Genomic DNA, 18,552 nt, shown 5'->3' on the forward strand with positions numbered 1-18,552 from the left:
TAATTTAATAAAAAAGCTTAATACGGTGATAATTATTTGACAATTTGGTCTAAGAAATTTTATATGCTTCTGCTCACAGGTTTAATATAATTACGTTCGCAATACTAAAAGCTTACGTCTAACTACGATTAAGCTTTCAAGTTAAAGATCAAACTTAAAAGTTTAATCTAGGTTAGTCCTCAGCTTTTACCCAGTTTTGCTCACAGCTTGGCGAAATTGCGTTCCCAGAAGCAGAAGTTTGTGTCTAACTACGGAAAAGTTCTCAAGTTTAAAAGTCAAAACTTAAGAACTTTACCTAGGCTATACTCAACTTCTTAACGCTTCTGCTCACAGGTTTAATATAATTGCGTTCGCAAAACTAAAAGCTTACATCTAACTACGATTAAGCTTTCAAGTTAAGGATCAAACTTAAAAGTTTAATCTAGGTTAGTCCTCAGCTTTTGCCCAGTTTTGCTCACAGCTTGATTTAATGATGACTAGTTCGGTAATGTGGCTGGCTCTGATGTTTGCCGGGTAAGTGTTGATACTTAGGGGTGGCAGTTTGGGTTAATTGGTAATTTTTGATCTTACCAGTGACAATTTTGCCCTGTAACTTTTGTTGTTGCCAGAATTGTAAAGTTTGGATTAAAGTTTGCGCTTGTTGTACTCTGGTTAAATTCTGTTCTTGCTGTTGAGCCACTGGAATGACTTGTTGCTGAAGATATTGAATTTGTTTTTGATTGTACTCTAAGAGTTCTTTGGTTAAAGGAGCATGTAAGTATTGGTTGGCCAGTTGCTGAATCATGCGCAAGGCATCTTTGGTGTTTTGTGGTTGATAAGAATTTGACATGAACTTATCCTTTCTGCTAATAATGTCATTATATTATAATAGAATTAAATTAGTAGGAAGAAAAGGAGTTTAATATGCGCCAAGTTCGTTTGGTTCCATTGTTAGGGGTGGCCTTCTTTAATGAAACGGCCTATAGCATGATGTGGCCGTTAGCAACCATTTATATTAATACTATTTTGCATAAATCATTGACGGTGGCAGGCATTGCGTTGATGTTTTTTTCGGCTGCTAACGTGTTAGGTGCGATGGTCGCCGGCAAAATGTATGACCGGTTTAATCAATTTTACCTAACAGTGGGGGCCATGTTAGCCTGTTTAGCAATCTGCGTTATTGGCATTTGGTTCACTGGTTGGCCCAATTATGCCTTGGTGTTGACGGCTTTTGGCGTGACAACGGGGTGGCTAACCACGGCAGTGAACGTCTACGGCACATTATTGCCCCATATCTCAACCACTAAAGCTTTTAACCTGATTTATTTAGTCTTAAATGTAGGCTTGGTCTTGGGCACAATGCTGATCAGTGAAATGTTTAAACGATCAGTTGCTCCGATTTTTATTTTGGCAGCAGTTTTATACTTATTGTCTTTAATCATTCAAATCGTTTGTTTTCCTAAGCAACGCTTGGAATACCAAGTTGCTGCAGCAAAGCACGCTAACAGAACTCCTAAAAAACATCCGCAAGCGCGTGTGCGCCAATTATTTGTGGTTAGCTTTTTAACATTAGTAGTCATGTGGACGATGTATTCGCAATGGGAATCGAACTTTTCCGTTTACTTAATTGATAGTGGTTTTGCCTTACGCGTTTATAGTTTATTATGGGCATTAAATGGAGTAATCATTATTATAGTGCAATGGCTATTGACGTGGCGACCACAAATTATCAAAAACTTGGATCACCGAATTGTGATTGGCTTATTCTTTTTGACAATTTCTTATTTTGTCACGATTGCTAGCAAACAAGTCGCCTTAATTTATTTAGGGATGATTTTGTTGACGATTGGCGAAGCTATCTATGTCCCAACGGTTCCAGTCATTATTGATCAATGGACGCAACCGGAAGATAAAGGGCGCAGCCAGGGCTGGGTTAGTGGCTTTTCTTCGCTGGGCCGCGCCATTGGTCCGGTCTTTGGGGGACTAGTGATTGATCATTCTTCTTTTAAGATGCTCTTTATTATTGCGGGAATCTCGATGATTGTGATTACTCTGTTAAATACGTGGAATATTCAACATTACCGAAAGAATAAGACTAACTAAAAAAGCAAGTTCTGAAGTCTGAATTAGGCTTAAGAACTTGCTTTTTAAGTGCCAAACTAGTGCTGATTAGGCATTAATTTTAAAAATTTCTTCATTATAATAGCTTACACTATGTTCGGATGAAAAAATCAGCACTAAATTGTGTATTGAACACTACTTATTCGTTTTGATCTAATTGAGCCAAAACTTGGTCATAATTAGGTTCATTGGTCATCTCGGGCACCACTTCTTGGTAGCTAATCGTTTGATCGGGTTCAACAATCCAGACGGACCGGGCTAATAAACCACTGTCGGCCATTAACAAATGAGTTTGTTGACCGAAATCCTGTTTGACATCGGAGAGTAATTGCATTTTTTTAACGCCTTGAGCTGCACACCAACTAGCTTGTTGCTCAGCGGTGTTAGTTGAGATAGTGACAAAATTGATGTTAGGGTATTGATCCATTGTTTGATTAAAATGTTTCGTCTGTAAACTGCAGACACTGGTATTAATATCGGGTACTACACTAATGAGCAAGGGCTTGTTCAATAATGATGTTAAAGTAACGGAGTTTTGATCTTGATCAAGAACCGTAAAGTTGGACATCTGGCTGCCAACTTGGGGAATGTCAGTGAGCGTACAAAAGTCTTCACCATGACGAGTTATTTTCATTTTTCTTCACCTCTATCTTAGTATACTATGTTTGAAATCTTCCCGTAAAAGAAAAGGTTTTGTTTGCTATAATAAACTTCAGATCAAAGGGGGCATAGTAGCATGAATTTTTTTTAACGATGGATTTATCTAATATTTCGGCTGGCATTGAGCATTCTGAACTGAATCGCTTGCGCTTATTTCAACAACATCAAGTTCCAGCCAAGATTGTGACGACTTATTATCGCAATGATTGGGCCGCTGGTCCGGGCAAGTTTGGTTTAGACTTAGATGACGTTATTAATGTCTTTGACTACTTTGGGGAAAATCATGTGGATTTTTATCAAACGAATACTGTCCAAGATTATTGTCGCACGCATAATTATCAATTAGTGCAGGAGTTAGGCTCTGATGGTGCAGAACTGGGTTTTAAAATTCAAACACACGACGGTCGGCAAGGTCTTATTCGGGCTGATGAAAAATCGCAACAATTGACTTCGGTGGTCTTTGCTCCCTTGGGGAGTCAAGTGCCGAGTGTTGCGGAAGGCTATGATACCCGCGGTTTTTTGTCTAGCAAGTATTACTACGATCGCCATGGCCAGGTCACCAAGCAAGAAGTGCTCAATCAACAAGGCCAAGTTACTTGTACGCAAGTTTATAAGGCTGATCAAAAGAGTGTGGCTTTATATAAGCTAAAGTATCACGGCAAGAAGTATCGGTTTACGGATTTGCGTGATTTCCAGGCCTTTTTTTATGATTGTTTAAATCAAGACTATGGTTTGAATAATTTATTTATTGCCGACCGTGTGGAATGCGTCGAGAGTTTGCCACGAATGCAAACCGCAGCTCAAAAAGCATTTTATATTCATAATCAATTCTTAAATGGTTGGCAGGCTGATGTCATGACGGGGGGATTAAACTATAACTATGAGTATGGTTTAACCCATAATGAAGAGTTCGATTATATTATCTGTCCGTCCAATTGGGAGAAGCAAGAGATTAATCAACGCTTTCACATTGGAGAGAAAGTGGTGGCTATTCCGGGTAAACCCAGCCAAATTGATGTTCCTCAAGTTGAATTCTCCCAACGCGATCCGCACTTGATTATCATGGTGGCCCGAATTTCACCCGAAAAACAAGTTGATCAAGCCTTAAAAGTTTTACAGCGCGTGCGCCGTGAAGATCCGCTAGCGCGCTTAGAGGTTTATGGGGGCATTACTTATCAGCAAGAAGCAAAAAAAATTAATCAGACCGTATTGAATTTAAAATTACAAGATGCTGTGCAATTTAAGGGTGTCGTGGCCAATATGGCAGAAGTTTATGATCGAGCTCGCGTTTTAATTTTGACTTCTTTTGCGGAAGGCTTTCCTTTGACGTTATTAGAAGCAAGTAGTCATGGGGTACCCATGGTGAGCTATGATTGCCGTTACGGCCCTCGAGAAATTGTGCATGATAATGAAAATGGTTATTTAGTTCCACAAGACGCAGTATCCACTGCAGCCCACAAAGTGATTGCAATTTTGCAAAATGATCAATTAGCTCAAAAATTAAGTCAAGGTGCTTATCAAAGTGCACACCAATTTGAGCCGGAAGCAGTATGGCAATTGTGGCAACCATTAATAAGCTGAAAGTTGTTCAGTTATAATTAATTGTGTTTGAACTTCACAAAATTAAGTGCTATATTAACAGTGTGTCTAGAGCTTCTAGTCTTACGAAAGGAGTCGTGATTTTTGGAAAAGCAAACTCACAAAGTATCAAAACGACTCCCTTGGCGTAAGGTAACTGGTTTAATTGTTGCGGTAATTGCTACTGTGGCAATTGTTGTTGGCGCTTATTCGACAGCCATGTGGGCGGGAACCGATTACGATTATCAAGGTAATGAAGTTGCCCAGGCCCTACCAGTTACTCAAGGCGCTACTCGAGGGGGAGGTAGTTCTAACTCACAATCTAAGTCATCAACTGCTTCAGTAATTATTCCACAGTCTAACACGGGCGCTAATAGTCAACAGGCGAAAACTCCTAAGTTAGATCAGTTGAATTACCCACAAACTGGCGGTGCGGATCAAAACGGACCAGTGCAAGTTGTGGGTACGCCATCATATCCACAAACGGGAAATGATGTCAGCTATGGAGCAATTGCGTTAGGTGTTGGTTTACTGTTTGGGTTAGGATTATGTTATCGTAAGCAGTTCATAACATTTTTTGATAATTTTAAGCGAATTTAGTTATTCTTTGAAAATAAACTATTGCAAGATTAAAAAAAAGTGTTATTGTATTTATGTACTGAGAATACCATTCGGTATTTGAAATTTTTTGGGGGGATTTACTAATGAAAATGAATAAATTATTTGCTTCTGTAGCAACTGCTGTTGTTGCTTTAGGTGCAGTTGCACCTGTCGCTACTGTTAGTGCGGCTTCAAGTAAGTTGCCAGCTACTACAATGTCAACTGACAATCCAGCTAATAAGAACTCAAGAAGTGGTTCAGCACAAGGAACATCTACAGCTAGTGTTAACGTTATCGATGGGTTCTTAAGCTTAGATAAAGTTCCTGATTTAGCTTTTGGCTCTGCCGTTAGTGGTAGTACAGCATACCTTAAGGATAATAGTAGTTTAGCAAGTCAAACTAATAACAATAACTATGGTACTGATGGCAACAATGCCGGTTTATTGGAAATTACTGATTCTCGTCATTCAGATGGTGCTTCCGGTAATATGGGTATGGGTTATGTCGTTAAGGCTTCATTAGGTCAATTTGCTGGCGATGAGTTAGCTACGACTGATTCTGCTGCTAGCCAATTTACATTAAGCGCTAATACTATTCAAGCAACTGACAGTAAAATTTATACTGCTGATTTGACTGGTGCGAATGCTATAACATCTAATGGTGGCGCTGGTAAAACTGTTGTTAGTGTTAAGAGTGGTGTTCAACAACGTGGTTCTGACCAATTTGTATTTGGCTTAAATCATGGCATTAAAATGAGTATTCCAGAAGGTGTTAAAGCTGGCGCTTACACAGCTCCTATTACTTGGACTTTAACTTCTCAACCAGATCCATCAACGGGTGCTCCACAAGCTTAATTGATTGTTTTGTAAATAATTAAATAAGTTTTAACTTTAGAAGTATTGATAACTTTTGCTATCAATACTTCTTTTATGTTTCTGAAACTGAAATTAAGTTTAACTTTTATTGTTACATTGACTTTTAATTATAAAAGATTAAGATTATAAATGTAATTTCTATAATTAAATTATTTGGGGTGTAAAAAATGAATCATTTAAAGCAATGGTTAATTGCAATGCTATCTGTTTTAGCATTAGTAATTGTTTCGACAGTGCCTGCTCAAGCATCAGTGGGCAATTATGGTATTAAACCAAATTATGGTAAGAATCAATCAGCACAAAATGGTCAGGTTGATATTTTTGGCAATCCTGGCAGTCAACAAGATATTTCAATTGCAGTAGCTAATAAGGATACTAAGAGTCATCGTTATACCGTTACAGTTAATACTGCAGGAACTGGTACTGATGGCACTTATTCTTACAACAAAGACTATACAGATCCATCAATGAATATTAAATTGTCTAAGTATGTAAAACCACGAGTACAGACTATTACTGTTCCTGCAGGACAAGTTGTGGATGTACATTTTCAAGTTCATGTTCCTAAGCAAAAGTTTCCTGGATATTTGATGGGCGGTATTCTTGTTCGCCCAGCTAAAGGTGAAAAAGCCGTTAAAACAGTTGCTAAAAATGGTTCATTACTGACTAATAAATTTGCTCAAGGTGTTCCTTTACGTGTACGTCAAAAAGAAGATGCAGTTATGCATCCTAAATTTAGAGCTCTGAAAGTAACACCATATGCTTTAAGTGCCGGTAAAGGACAGCGTGGTGTTAATGCTGATATTCAAAATTATGTCAAGGGTTTTGATACGGGCATCAAAGCTAAAGCAACAGTTACCAAAAAGCCTAATGATCATAAGTTTAAGAAAACCTCTACTTTAACCGCTATGTCACCAGCTCCTAATTCTAATTTTAATTACGCTATTGACTGGGGAGATACACCTTTACAAGCAGGTAACTATCACCTACATGTTAAATTAGTTTCTAGTGATAAGACTAAATCATGGATTGTTGACAAAGACTTTACCATCACTTCTGCTGATGCTGGTAAATACAACAAGTTATCTGGTATTAAGCCAAACTACATGTGGCTATGGATCTTAATTGCTGTCTTAGTCATCTTGTTAGTCTTAGGTTTAGGTATTTACTTCGGTCGTCGGAACAATAACAAGAATAATAATTAAACTTAAAAGTGTTTAATAAAATTGTGTGGATACTTAACAGTATCCACATTTTTTTGTATAATTATGCTATCATTAATCCGTTATGGGGGATCTATGAAAAAATTTAGCCTATTTATCATTAGCGTCTGTACTTTGCTTTTGGCGCTCACACAAATACAATCTGTTAAAGCGGATGTCAATAATATTTCGGTTACACCAATTGTCGATAATTCGAACGTCACGGACCGTTTTCAAATTGTAGCTAAGCCTAATCGCGTGTACCAAGTTAAATTATCAATTACTAACTTTGGCGCAGTGAATACCAAGGTGCGGATTCGTCCTACCAATGCTTCCACGACGTCGCAAGGTGGGATTACTTACCAAAAAGTTGTTCATTCGGGCGATAGCGATTTGCGTTATGCTTTTAAAGATATGACGCAAGCTAAGATTATTAAATTAAAAGCTAACCAAACTAAAGAAGTAGCGTTCAACATTCAAATGCCACCCAAGGCCTTTAAAGGTTTGATGCTCGCCGGTTTTTATATTTATGATATTAATGATTCAGCTAGCCAAGGCTTGAAAGTTCCTGTGTGGCTCACGGAAGATAATCACCCAGTGGGTGGGGTTTTGGTATTGAATAATGTGACTCCTCAAGCAGTCGAACATAAGCCGTTTATCAATGTTAATCTATCCAATAATCAACCAGGATTGATGAAAGATGTCGTGGTGCATATGACCTTGAAACGCAAGGGACTGCTCGAATTGTTTGGCATGGGGTTCAAGCCCGTGAATGTGGATCAAGTTTATAAGAAGATTGCCCCTAATTCTAACGTTCCGATTGCGTTTGATCAGCAATCACTGCCAATTAAACCAGGCATTTATCAAGCCGTGGGAACTGCTAAGAGTGGTAAGACGCACTGGAAGTTTTCCGGAACGTACCACATCACTAAGAAACAAACTGATAAGGTTAATAATGATTGCAAAGGTTTAACGCCTGATAAGACAGTTTTGTATTTGATGATTGTGTTAGGTCTCATCATCTTAATCATGTTTGTGGTTGGTGGTTTATGGAGCCAATCTAACAAACAAAAGAAAGCACAACAACAGCGTCAAAACCAGCAGCAACAGAATCAATCACAACCCAATAATCAAAATAATAATTTTAATCAATATCCGAGACAGTAAGCTTTAGATTTAAATGGGGGAATTTATTCATGAAGCAACGACGGATTTCAATGATAGTGATCCTGACGTTACTATTGGGGTTTTGGACGCTTTCCACCAATTCAGTGGCAGCAGCCAAAAAATTACCGACGCAGGAACGTTCATTTACTGTAAAGGCGATTTTACCCAAGAATCAAACGACGGATCAGGAGACGTTTTTTGATTTACAAACTAAGCCACAACAAAAGCAACGCTTACGCTTATTAGTGTCGAACATCGGCAAGAAGCCTTTGAATATTAAGGTCCAGATCAATGATGCTTATACTTCCGGCAATGGGATTATTAGTTATGATCGCCCAAAAGTGAAGTTATATAAGCCGCAAAATCCTGCTTTATCTAGCTTAATTAGTAGTAAACGCACTTATCACGTGCATGTTAAACCGCAGTATTCCAAGATTGTGACCTTTACCTATCAAGCACCCAAGACGGAGTTTCAAGGAATTATCTTGGGGGCGATTGTTGCAACTGCGGGAGTCAGTTCTTCGAAGAAAAGTGAGTTTGCTATTCAAAACCAAGTTCAATACGTCACAGGTGTGGTGTTGCGTTCCAAAAAAGATACTGTCAAGCCAGCAATTACCATGGGTAAGCACGTAATTGCTACGACACGCGCACAACAGACGGGGTTAGGCTTTACTTTGTATAATGCTGCGCCGATTAATGTTAGTCAGCTGAAGATGACTAGTTCAGTCAAACGCAAGGGTCATAGCAAAGTCATCACGAAAAAATTGCATAATTTGCAGATGGCACCAAGCTCGACGTGGAACGTGTTATTACCACAAAGCAAGATTCATCCTGGTTCTTATACATTGACTTTGCATTTGCAAGCTAAGAATCATTATCAAAAAACTTTTGTACGGCACTTTACAGTTACTAAAGCCAACGTCAATGCAATTAAGAAAGCTACACAGCCAAAGCACTATAATCGCTTGTTGCCGTGGATCTTTATTGGATTAGTATTAATAATTGTCTTAGGATTATTATATTTACTGTGGATTTATTTAAAAGGTCAAAACAAAAATGGACGTTCTTAGTTCAAGTTGCTATAATGACTTCGAGGGGTGAGATCTTGAAAAACATGGGGAAAATGATCATCTCAACTGTTTGTCTCTTAATTTTTGGTTGGGGAGTTAATGAACAATCTTTAATGGTACAAGCTGATAGTGATGTGACGCGGAGTGATACTGATCCAACTTTACAAGCGGGTGATGTTTCCACCCGCGACGTTGATACTAGTACTGATGGCACGACGGGCAGTACAAATGTAACGGTCACTTTTATCAACGGCAGTATTTACATTGTCCAGATGCCCAACTTTGATTTTGGTACGGGGCATGATTACCGGGATACGAGTTTTAATTTGAACAGTCCTAGTAGCAATAAAAAAATTGATCGTTCTTTAATCGTTAACTCACCAGATAGCGCAGTTGGCTTTTATGTGTCAGTTGCTAATTACGGTAGTACATTGATTGATTCTAGTTCAAAAGCAGATGTAACTAGTTCTGCTGGCTTGTCAAATACTAAACTCGGTAGTTTAGATTTGGATAGTGGTGTTAATGATAATCCAGTTTCAACACAAACTGGTTTGCCAGGAACTGATAGGGCTCCTGTAACAGCAGGTTATACTTATGGAAATAATAGTACTAAAAATCCATTCGGTGAAATTCCTCTTACCAGTAACCCATCTAAGTCAGTGACTCCTATCACAGTTTTAAATGCTGATAGTGGCTTTCAAGGCTATATTCGTTTATCATTTGTTGCTCCAACTAGTGCTACTTTGAATTTAAATAGTACTGTTTTAGGAAGTGTACAAACTTATCTTCATAATAATAATAAAGATAATGCTACTTTCGTTTTTCCATTGCATTGGACAGCTAATTTGAACGAATCAACGAATAAAATTGCCAATGAACAAATGTAAGCTTTTAAAAAATTGGGCTTGGTTGGTTATCTTATTGGTAGGGTGTTGTGGTTTGGGTAAAAGTCAAATCGCCCATGCTGCGGGGGGCACATTTAGTGTCGAACCCGAACAGTTAACAAATCAAATTGGTTCAGTTAAAGGCGGTTGGTACTTACATGTTCAGCCAAATCAAACTTATCAATTGAAGTTTAAAATTCTCAATTTGACTAATCAGTCTAATGTTATTACAGTTAAGCCGATTCCTGCCCAGACTAATTCGGATTTACAGTTGATGATTGATAATCCCTATGCTAAACCAGGACCCAAAGCCCAGTTTGATTTACGTAAACTAGTTACTCCTTTGAGTGTGGAAGTTCCAGCTAAAAAAGAAGTCGAAACGGCAGTGACATTAAAAATGCCGCGACAACGTTTAATCGGACTCATTATGGGAGGACTGCTGTTTCAGTCACAGACTGACTTACAGCAACAGGAACAACAGGCTGTTAAGAATAAACAAGGTTCGGTAACGATCTCAACAGCCAATATTAGTTACGGTTTGAATTTGCGCCAAGATGATGCCATCTTATTACCTCACTTTCAAGTAGGGATGCCAATTTTAACTTCGCAAGCTAATCGGGTGGTGATGCAAACACCAATTAAAAATATCGCGCCGTATCCGTTTTTAAAGGGGCACTTGCGAGTTAAGATTAGTAAAAAGAATTATTCACGGGCGAACTGTACCATGGTTTTAAAAAACGTTAATTTTGCACCTAATTCGCAGACTAAGTTATTATTACCTTGGCGCAAAGGTCGCTTAATGCCGGGCACTTATAATGTTACTTATATATTGGATCATCATAAGCAACATTATGTATTTCACCGCCATATTATTTTGAGCCCACAGCAGTCTAAAAAGTTAAATTACTTTTTGCCACGAGCACAACGCAAGTATCGAAATGTGATCATTATTTTAGTACTGTTTTTGGTGATTTTGATGGGCTTAATTTCTTGGTGGGTTTATGCTTATGGGCAGAATTTATCGAAGAAAAAGTAGCGCCGATTTTGGGGGATTAAAATGAAGAATACTTATAAGACAGTAATGTTCACCAGCTTAGTTTTAGCAGCAGTAGCCGGTTCTAGTGTTAATGAGTTGAATGTTCAAGCAGCAGGTAATGCGCTGGATGGCGTGTCAGGAGTAGATCCTGGACAAGCTTTAGGAGCTAATAGTGGCATTGATTTTAATAGCACTGCTGCAAATCCGTCTGATGCAGCGACTGATAGTGCTAATAATCATGACTTTCAATCTTTCGGTGGCATTGATTTTGCAGAAGATCGGATTTCGCGACCAATTTTCTTAATGGAAGTTCCTAATTTTGATTTTAATATGAAAGTAGGTGCTACTACTGCTGAAATGACGGCCTCTTCTGGTAATCGGTATTTAGTGGTCAATGATACTAATGCTGGCTCTGGCGTGCATAATTTATGGGAAGTGGATGTAAAAGTGGGTTCTTTTTATAAAACTTCCGGTTCTGCTCAGATTAAATTATCTAAGATTACGCCGACAATACCGTCAATTAATTTACCATCTACTAATGTAGGCAAACGAACGAGTTATGGAAATTGGAGTGGTAGTGGTTATACTCCGTCTAAAATATCTGGTGCTTTACAGGGTCCACCAACTCCGGCAGACAATTCAAAGCCTGATGGTTTGATTTTGTTAGCTAAGGATGGTAGCGACGCCGATCCTAATCCTTCGCAAAGGGTCATGCATATAACTGGTAGTAATTATGATTCTCATTATTATGGCTTAGATTTTAACGATCCTAGTTATGCTAAATTAAATGATTTTTCCACTACTAAGATAGAAAATTTAAAAGATAAGTACGTTGCTCCAATTACTTGGACTTTGCAGTTTACGCCAACTGGTCAGGCTTCCAAATGAAAAATAAATTACGTTTTAAACAATTAATTTGTGCACTAGTCATGGTCTGTGGTTGGTGCCTTTTTTTTCAAAAGCAACTGGTACAGGCGGATCCCGGTTCACCAGTACAGGTGCAATTACAAGTTCCCAAGGAAAATCAGGTTCCAGCTAGTAGTGGCGTTGTGCAAGTTGATTTAAAGCCTAAGAAGTCCGCAAAATTTGCGTTATACTTAAAAAATTTGACTAATCAACCAGTACAATTAAAGATTTTTGGTGGAACGGCACAAACTACGGAACAGGGTGGCTTGAGTTTAGCATCAAATAAACATTTGTTGATGGATCGGTCGTGGCAATATAGTTTGGCAGACCTGGGTTTAAAAACGCAATACTTAGTGCTCAATGCCAATCAAGAACAAGCTGTACCCTTAAAAATTAAAGCGCCAGCTCATTTTAAGGGTTCAATTGCGGGTTCAGCGGTTGTGCAGACTTTGTTGACTAAGCAATATAACAATCAGGTTAATAATTTTCAAATGGCCTTTGGCGTGTTGGCTAATGTGGGCGCTGTGGATAAATTACAACCCAAATTACGTCTGGGTAAGGTGCGTGTCCGTTCTTATGCGGGACAGCCGCAAGTAGTAGGGCAAATCCATAATCAACGACCTATCTACTATGGTAATGGAGCGGTCAATTATGATATTCGCGTCCGCGGTTTAACCAATAACTTTGACAAGCATTTGAACATTCCTCAGGGCGCCTTGGCAGCTAATTCCATTGCGCCGATTACTATTACGTTAGGTAATAATCCTATTAAAGCGGGTAATTATCAGTATAGCGCACAGGTTAATGTGGGCAATCGTAATTTTCATTTTCAACATAACTTTACGATTAGTCCCAAGCAAGCTTGGCAATTGAATCGCCAAAATCCTAATATTAAGCGCACCAAATGGCCATTGATTGTTGCTATTGTCATTTGTGGTTGCTTATTGTTTGGCTTATTCTTGCGGTTGTTGTTTAAGTTTGCTAAGAATCGCGGACGAAAACAAAAATAAATAATAAGAACTAAATACAAGGCACTCCTAACCAAACTAGGAGTGCCTTTTTTCGTGCGGTAATTTAGAGTCTCGCTGTAGCAATTATTGTTAAAAAATATTGTGACTTTTTTCACCTTGAATTCTTCTAAAATGAGATTTAAAATTAGCATGAAATTGTTTTGAAACGATTTCAAAAATGATATGGGGGAATAAAGAGTGAATATAAAGCAAAAAAGTTTTACGACTGCCGGAGCATTATTAGGATTGGTCTGTGGTTTAACTTTAATTCAACAAAATGTGCAAGCTGCTGATAATGAACAAGTAGCGAATGTTTCAGATCAGGTAGAACCAGTAGTTACTGATCAAGCTTCAACGAGTTCAGTACCGACAAGTACAACAGTAAGTCCTGTTTCCAATACGACTTCTGTGGAGGAGCAAACGCTACAAACTAACACCTCGGCTAATGGAACGACAGCAGTTACTAACGATGTACCTGCTACAGAAAACCAAGATACCACTACAACGGACGTTAATTCAGCAACTGCTGTAGCTACGAACAATCCAGCTACACCTGCTAATAGTTCTAATGCAACGATATCAGTAACTAATAATGACACGCAACCAGTGAATGCTGATGCTACGGCAGATAGTAACGTTATTACTAGTGGTGTTTGGGGAACTAGTAAGTGGGAATTTGTTCATGAAGGTGACGATTACACCTTACATTTTCACGCAGGAACTTTTGGTGATAATGGCGGAAATGAGCCTAATTTTGGTAGAATTAATTATGATAAAGAGGTATTTAATGGAAACTTTAATTGGTCTAGAGAGTTAACTAAGATTACCTTTGATAAGGGTGTTGTTGCTAATAAAAATTCAGATTACTTATTTGCTGATTTATCTAATTTAAAGGAAATTCAAGGACTTAATAATTTAGATATGTCCAATGTTACTAATATGTCCTGGATGTTTACGGCATGTGAGTCTTTGACAACTTTAGATGTTAATAGTTTAAATACATCTAAAGTAACTGATATGAATCATATATTTGCTGCTTGTGACTCGCTTTCTTATATCGATTTAAGCAACTTAGATACATCTAACGTTACTGATATGAGTTATATGTTTGCAAATAGTAAATCTTTAAAAAAAGTTGATTTAATTAACTTGGATACCTCTAAGGTAATTAATATGTCTAATATGTTTTCTTCATGTCCATCTTTAACTACTGTGAATTTAAACGGCTTGAATACGTCCAACGTTATTGATATGGAAGCAATGTTTACTAATTGCTATTCTTTAAAAACTTTAGATCTCAGAGGTTTAGATACCTCTAACGTTATCAATATGGAAGTTATGTTTGGTGGTTGTACATCTTTAGATACCGTCGATTTAAGTAGTTTTAAAACTACTAATGTTGATAACATGGGTTATATGTTTCAAGATTGTAAATCATTAGTAAATCTGGATTTGAGTAATTTTGGTACATTGAAGGTACGTTATACAGATTATATGTTTGACGGGTGCACAAGTTTAAAAACATTAAAACTTAATACTTTTTATCTGCTTCTTGTTAATGGAATGTTTAATGAATGCACTTCTTTAACAAAGTTAGATTTAAGTCGTTTGGATTATATTGGATCTGATACCATAAAACCAATGTTTCAATATGATTACGCGTTAAGTACAATTATTTTAGGAGCCAATACTAATTTGTCTAACGGAACTCCTGCTTTACCAGATGTACCTGCAAAAGGTACTAAAATTCCTGGTACCAATAAAGTTGTATCTTCACCATATTGGGTAGCAATGAATGGTGTTGATAAAGGCAAAAAATATACTTCTGCAGAACTAATGGCAATGCCAGGACGCGCGGAGACTACTACTTATGAATGGGATCAAGATGAGAAACCCGAAGTTACCAATACTGTGCAAACCAGATCTGTTACGCGGTTAATTAATATTTGTCAGCCAGATGACCAGATTAAAACAATAGTTCAATCGGCGATCATTCAACGTAACGTGACCAACAATGATGATGGTTCTGTTACTTACGGGGATTGGTCTAAAGCTAAATGGGATGCTTATACTATACCCAAAATTGCTGGTTATCAAGTAAGTCAATCATCAGTTCCTGAACAAGAAGTGACATCTGAAACTCAAGATCAAACTATGGATGTTTACTATACTCCTATAGAGCAGACAGTCACTGTTCAATATATGGATGACGGTAAAGAGGTAGGAAATCAGGAAATAACTGGTTATGTTGGTGATGTTTTGACTATTAATTATCATGCACCAGCTGGTTATGAAATAATTGATCAGCCACAAACGACAGTGACAGTTGATGCTACAGGACAACAAGTTGTCCAAGTTTCTGTAGCTCATAAGATGCGTACTAGTTTGGAAAGCAAGTCTGTTACAAGAACTATTAATTTTCATTATCCAGATGGACAAATTAAAAGCCAAACGCAAGTGGCTGTTTTAAAGCGTAAAGTTTATCAAGATTTGGTAACAGGTTCACGGACATATGGTTCATGGCAAACAGATACTTGGGATTCAGTAGTTGTACCACAGTTAAGTGGTTATACTACTAGTCAAAATCAGGTAGATGAACAAGTAGTTACAATTAATGATACCGACCAAATTATTGATGTTGTGTACCAAGCTAATTAAAAGAACTTTTTTATATTTTTTCTCGGGGGAATGATCAATTTTATTTGCTAATGTTCATCAACCAGATGGACAAGTTAATACAGAATTACAAACTGTTACCATTCAACGTAATATTAAGGATAATGAAGATGGAACGGTGACCTACGGTGATTGGTCCAAAGCTCATTGTACATTGTGCTAGAAATTGCGGGTTATCAAGCAAGTCAAACTGCGGTATCTGAACAAGCTGTGGCTGGTGACACTAAAGATCAAACAATTGATGTATACTACACACCTATTGAACAGACAGTAACAATTGAATACTTGTATGACGGTGACGAAGTTGGCACCCAACAGTTAACTGGTTATGTCGGCGATATCTTAAATATTAATTATCATACTCCAGCTGGTTATGAAGTTATCGATCAACCACAAACAACGGTAACGGTTGATGCTTCAAGACAGCAGATTATTCAAGTTGCTGATTATACCTAGCTTGGAAACTAAGACCCTTACGCGAACAATTAATTTCCATTATCCAGATGGACAAGTTAAGAGTCAAAACCAAGTGGCAATTTTAAAGCGGAACATCTATCAAGATGCAGTTACAGGCGATAAGGTTTATGGTACTTGGCATGGTGATACTTGGGATGCTGTGATGGTACCGAAGGTCAGTGGCTATACTGCCAGCCAAGATACAGTGGCTGAACAGGCAGTGACTACAGATACTACTGATCAAGTGATTGATATTTTCTATCAAAAAGCGTAGTGCTTTCGAAATTTTATCAAGTGATTTTTGAGACATGAGTCCATGAGAAATGGGCTCTTTCTCATTTGGTGCGCTGAAAAAATTGATTTATTTTTAAGAATTTAAGTGCTTTGTTGAAAAATCTATTGTATAATTAGTTCGATGTAAATAAGTAAAGATTTTTTTAAGGTGGGGGACTTCTTTATGAAATTAAATAAATTATTGAGTATGGGAATTTGTGCTACTTCTTTGTTAGCCATTGCCGCTCCAATGTTGGCACAAACTGTTAGTGCCGCTAATGCTGATGCTACTTTGGTAAGTGGTCCTGGTAATACTGTTACTGCTACTTCATCTGCTTCAGGATCGTCTCAAGCTACTGTTGGTTTTGATAAAGGTAGTTTGATTTTGTATCAAGTGCCGAACTTTGATTTTGGTACTCATAATTCACTATCAATTGGGAAAATTAGTATGAGCAGTGCTTCAGCTAAAGAGCGTTTAGCCGTTATTGAAGATAACCGTTCTACTGCCGCTGAAAATGATACAGCTAATAATCCTAGTTGGGTTTTGAATGTCAAAGTTGGTAAGTTTAATTATGATGGTGCTACATCCGATGCTGTCACAATACCAACAATTATTAATCCTACGTCTGCCTATAAACTTGATACAGTTAGCCCTGATGCTAGTGGTGTTTATTCTTCCAGTACCCTTGATGCGCTAACAGATGGTGTTGATTTTAGTTCCGATAGTGTTAATAATATTTCTAAAAATGACCAAGTTACGGTAGCCAAGTCTAATTTATTCGGTGTTACAGGTATTGATTTTAACGATACTAAAACTGCTCAATTAAATTTTGATAATAATGAAGGACATGGCATTATTAATCAATTGAAGTCTGGTAAAAACTATTCTGCAGTTGTGACTTGGAATTTAACTACTGATCCTACAAGTTCAGCATCAACCACAGCTCCAGCAGGCGGCGCCGGCGCATAGTATTAATAACCAAAAACTTCTAGTTTAGAGGATACGATTTTGCGAAAATTATTACGTCCATTGATTTTTTTAATGGCTTTAATAGGTAGTTTCTTTATTATTCATCCCGTGTCAGCGGCAATTACTGGTGCAGCTGGTTTTTCCGTTGAACCTGAGGGCAGTCAAGGCTCTGCACAATCGGATTACTTTTTGTTAAATGTGGAATCTGGTAAGAGTTATCCACTAAACTTAAAGATTACTAACAGTAAAAAATATCCCATTGACGTGGTAGTAAAACCGACGGTTGCTGGGACGACTAATCAAGGTCAGATCAATTATGCTAATGTAACTAGTGTTCGTGACTCCAGTTTGAAGTATGACTGGACCAAAATGGGTCCAGTTAAACAAAAGGTCACTATTCCGGCTAAGGGCTCTCAGACGGTCTCGGAGACCATCAATGTGCAAGCACCTAAGTTTAATGGTGTACTGTTGGGAAGTTTTTATATCTATTCACCAACCATTAACCATAAAATGCATCACAAGAAGTCTAAAGGCATGAGTTTAACTAATAACTATTCTTATTCAGTTAGCACCTTGTTTAAAGTTGGTAATGTTGATAAAGTGCAACCGGATTTGCGCTTAGTTCGGGTTCGGCCGACTTTATTAGGCATTCAACCTGCTGTGAATATTAATTTGCAAAACTTTGAACCTAAGTACATTACTAATAATGATATGCGGGTCAAGGCAAAGATTTATCCGGCTAAGAGTAACAAACTACTCTTCCAGAATAGTCAAAAGCAAATGAACTTCGCTCCGAATTCTAACTTTAACTTTCCAGTTAGCTGGGGGAATAAGCCGATGAAAGCTGGTAATTACCAAGCTCGCGTGCGGATTAATACTTCAGGTAAGAGTTGGTATTTCAAGAAGAACTTTACGATTTCGCCAGCGGATGCTAACCGGTTGAATCGCAATAATCCGAATACAAAACGTAATTATTGGCCATTAATTATTACGATTATTGTCATTGTTTTACTATTGATTGGCGTATTATTCTATTGGTTCTATAAGCGAGGACAAAATCAAGCAACTAAATAGTTATGGGGGGGATAA

General features: G+C 37.8%; 18 protein-coding genes. 16 read left to right on the plus strand and 2 right to left on the minus strand.

All coding sequences use genetic code 11. The features are described 5' to 3' along the window. Positions 1 to 466: 466 nt before the first annotated feature. Positions 467 to 829, minus strand: a complete 363-nt coding sequence (locus tag AC3B5B_RS05510; protein WP_489758175.1) for a hypothetical protein — start codon at positions 827 to 829, stop codon at positions 467 to 469. Positions 830 to 903: 74 nt separating this feature from the next. Here AC3B5B_RS05510 and AC3B5B_RS05515 point away from each other — a divergent pair, with 74 nt between their 5' ends. Then, complete coding sequence (locus tag AC3B5B_RS05515; protein WP_489769549.1) at positions 904 to 2,082, plus strand: MFS transporter; 1,179 nt, start codon at positions 904 to 906, stop codon at positions 2,080 to 2,082. 157 nt (positions 2,083 to 2,239) lie between these two features. On the opposite strand, the gene tpx is transcribed toward AC3B5B_RS05515, so the two are convergent. Beyond that, on the minus strand, positions 2,240 to 2,734 hold the full coding sequence (gene tpx / locus AC3B5B_RS05520) for a thiol peroxidase (RefSeq protein WP_489769550.1): 495 nt from the start codon (positions 2,732 to 2,734) through the stop codon (positions 2,240 to 2,242). Between the two features lie 119 nt (positions 2,735 to 2,853). Here tpx and AC3B5B_RS05525 point away from each other — a divergent pair, with 119 nt between their 5' ends. The 15 genes from AC3B5B_RS05525 to AC3B5B_RS05595 all read left to right on the plus strand — a co-directional run bounded on the left by AC3B5B_RS05525 (position 2,854) and on the right by AC3B5B_RS05595 (position 18,537). Continuing rightward, positions 2,854 to 4,341, plus strand: a complete 1,488-nt coding sequence (locus AC3B5B_RS05525; RefSeq protein ID WP_489769551.1) for a glycosyltransferase — start codon at positions 2,854 to 2,856, stop codon at positions 4,339 to 4,341. A 102-nt stretch (positions 4,342 to 4,443) separates the two neighbouring features. After that, entirely contained in the window at positions 4,444 to 4,938 is a 495-nt protein-coding gene (locus AC3B5B_RS05530) for a hypothetical protein (RefSeq protein ID WP_489769552.1), read from the plus strand. 104 nt (positions 4,939 to 5,042) lie between these two features. Further along, positions 5,043 to 5,792 (plus strand): WxL domain-containing protein, encoded by a 750-nt coding sequence (locus AC3B5B_RS05535; RefSeq protein WP_489769553.1) that lies wholly within the window; start codon positions 5,043 to 5,045, stop codon positions 5,790 to 5,792. A 188-nt stretch (positions 5,793 to 5,980) separates the two neighbouring features. Next, positions 5,981 to 7,018: a DUF3324 domain-containing protein gene (locus AC3B5B_RS05540; protein ID WP_489769554.1), complete on the plus strand. Its 1,038-nt coding sequence runs from the start codon at positions 5,981 to 5,983 to the stop codon at positions 7,016 to 7,018. 93 nt (positions 7,019 to 7,111) lie between these two features. After that, complete coding sequence (locus AC3B5B_RS05545) at positions 7,112 to 8,182, plus strand: WxL protein peptidoglycan domain-containing protein (RefSeq protein ID WP_489758182.1); 1,071 nt, start codon at positions 7,112 to 7,114, stop codon at positions 8,180 to 8,182. Between the two features lie 29 nt (positions 8,183 to 8,211). Next, the gene (locus AC3B5B_RS05550) at positions 8,212 to 9,252 is read left to right on the plus strand and encodes a DUF916 domain-containing protein (RefSeq protein WP_489769555.1); all 1,041 of its coding nucleotides are present in this window, start codon (positions 8,212 to 8,214) and stop codon (positions 9,250 to 9,252) included. Between the two features lie 35 nt (positions 9,253 to 9,287). After that, positions 9,288 to 10,139 carry a hypothetical protein gene (locus AC3B5B_RS05555; protein WP_489769556.1) on the plus strand — a complete coding sequence of 284 codons (852 nt, stop codon included), beginning with the start codon at positions 9,288 to 9,290 and terminating at the stop codon, positions 10,137 to 10,139. 52 nt (positions 10,140 to 10,191) lie between these two features. Further along, positions 10,192 to 11,172, plus strand: a complete 981-nt coding sequence (locus AC3B5B_RS05560) for a WxL protein peptidoglycan domain-containing protein (RefSeq protein WP_489769557.1) — start codon at positions 10,192 to 10,194, stop codon at positions 11,170 to 11,172. A gap of 21 nt (positions 11,173 to 11,193) precedes the next feature. Further along, positions 11,194 to 12,060, plus strand: a complete 867-nt coding sequence (locus tag AC3B5B_RS05565; protein ID WP_489769558.1) for a hypothetical protein — start codon at positions 11,194 to 11,196, stop codon at positions 12,058 to 12,060. Further along, positions 12,057 to 13,088: a WxL protein host-binding domain-containing protein gene (locus AC3B5B_RS05570; RefSeq protein WP_489769559.1), complete on the plus strand. Its 1,032-nt coding sequence runs from the start codon at positions 12,057 to 12,059 to the stop codon at positions 13,086 to 13,088. The genes AC3B5B_RS05565 and AC3B5B_RS05570 overlap by 4 nt, the downstream gene beginning before the upstream one ends. Positions 13,089 to 13,286: 198 nt before the next feature. Next, positions 13,287 to 15,746, plus strand: coding sequence for a BspA family leucine-rich repeat surface protein (locus AC3B5B_RS05575; protein WP_489769560.1), 2,460 nt, complete (start codon positions 13,287 to 13,289; stop codon positions 15,744 to 15,746). A 150-nt stretch (positions 15,747 to 15,896) separates the two neighbouring features. Beyond that, positions 15,897 to 16,220: a hypothetical protein gene (locus AC3B5B_RS05580; protein ID WP_489769561.1), complete on the plus strand. Its 324-nt coding sequence runs from the start codon at positions 15,897 to 15,899 to the stop codon at positions 16,218 to 16,220. Then, a complete protein-coding gene (locus AC3B5B_RS05585; protein WP_489769562.1) occupies positions 16,177 to 16,494 on the plus strand; it encodes a mucin-binding protein in 318 nt (105 codons plus the stop codon). The genes AC3B5B_RS05580 and AC3B5B_RS05585 overlap by 44 nt, the downstream gene beginning before the upstream one ends. A gap of 183 nt (positions 16,495 to 16,677) precedes the next feature. Beyond that, positions 16,678 to 17,463 carry a hypothetical protein gene (locus tag AC3B5B_RS05590; RefSeq protein ID WP_489769563.1) on the plus strand — a complete coding sequence of 262 codons (786 nt, stop codon included), beginning with the start codon at positions 16,678 to 16,680 and terminating at the stop codon, positions 17,461 to 17,463. 39 nt (positions 17,464 to 17,502) lie between these two features. Next, complete coding sequence (locus tag AC3B5B_RS05595; protein WP_489769564.1) at positions 17,503 to 18,537, plus strand: DUF3324 domain-containing protein; 1,035 nt, start codon at positions 17,503 to 17,505, stop codon at positions 18,535 to 18,537. Positions 18,538 to 18,552 lie beyond the last annotated feature (15 nt).

Source organism: Bombilactobacillus sp. ESL1187 (assembly GCF_058107155.1).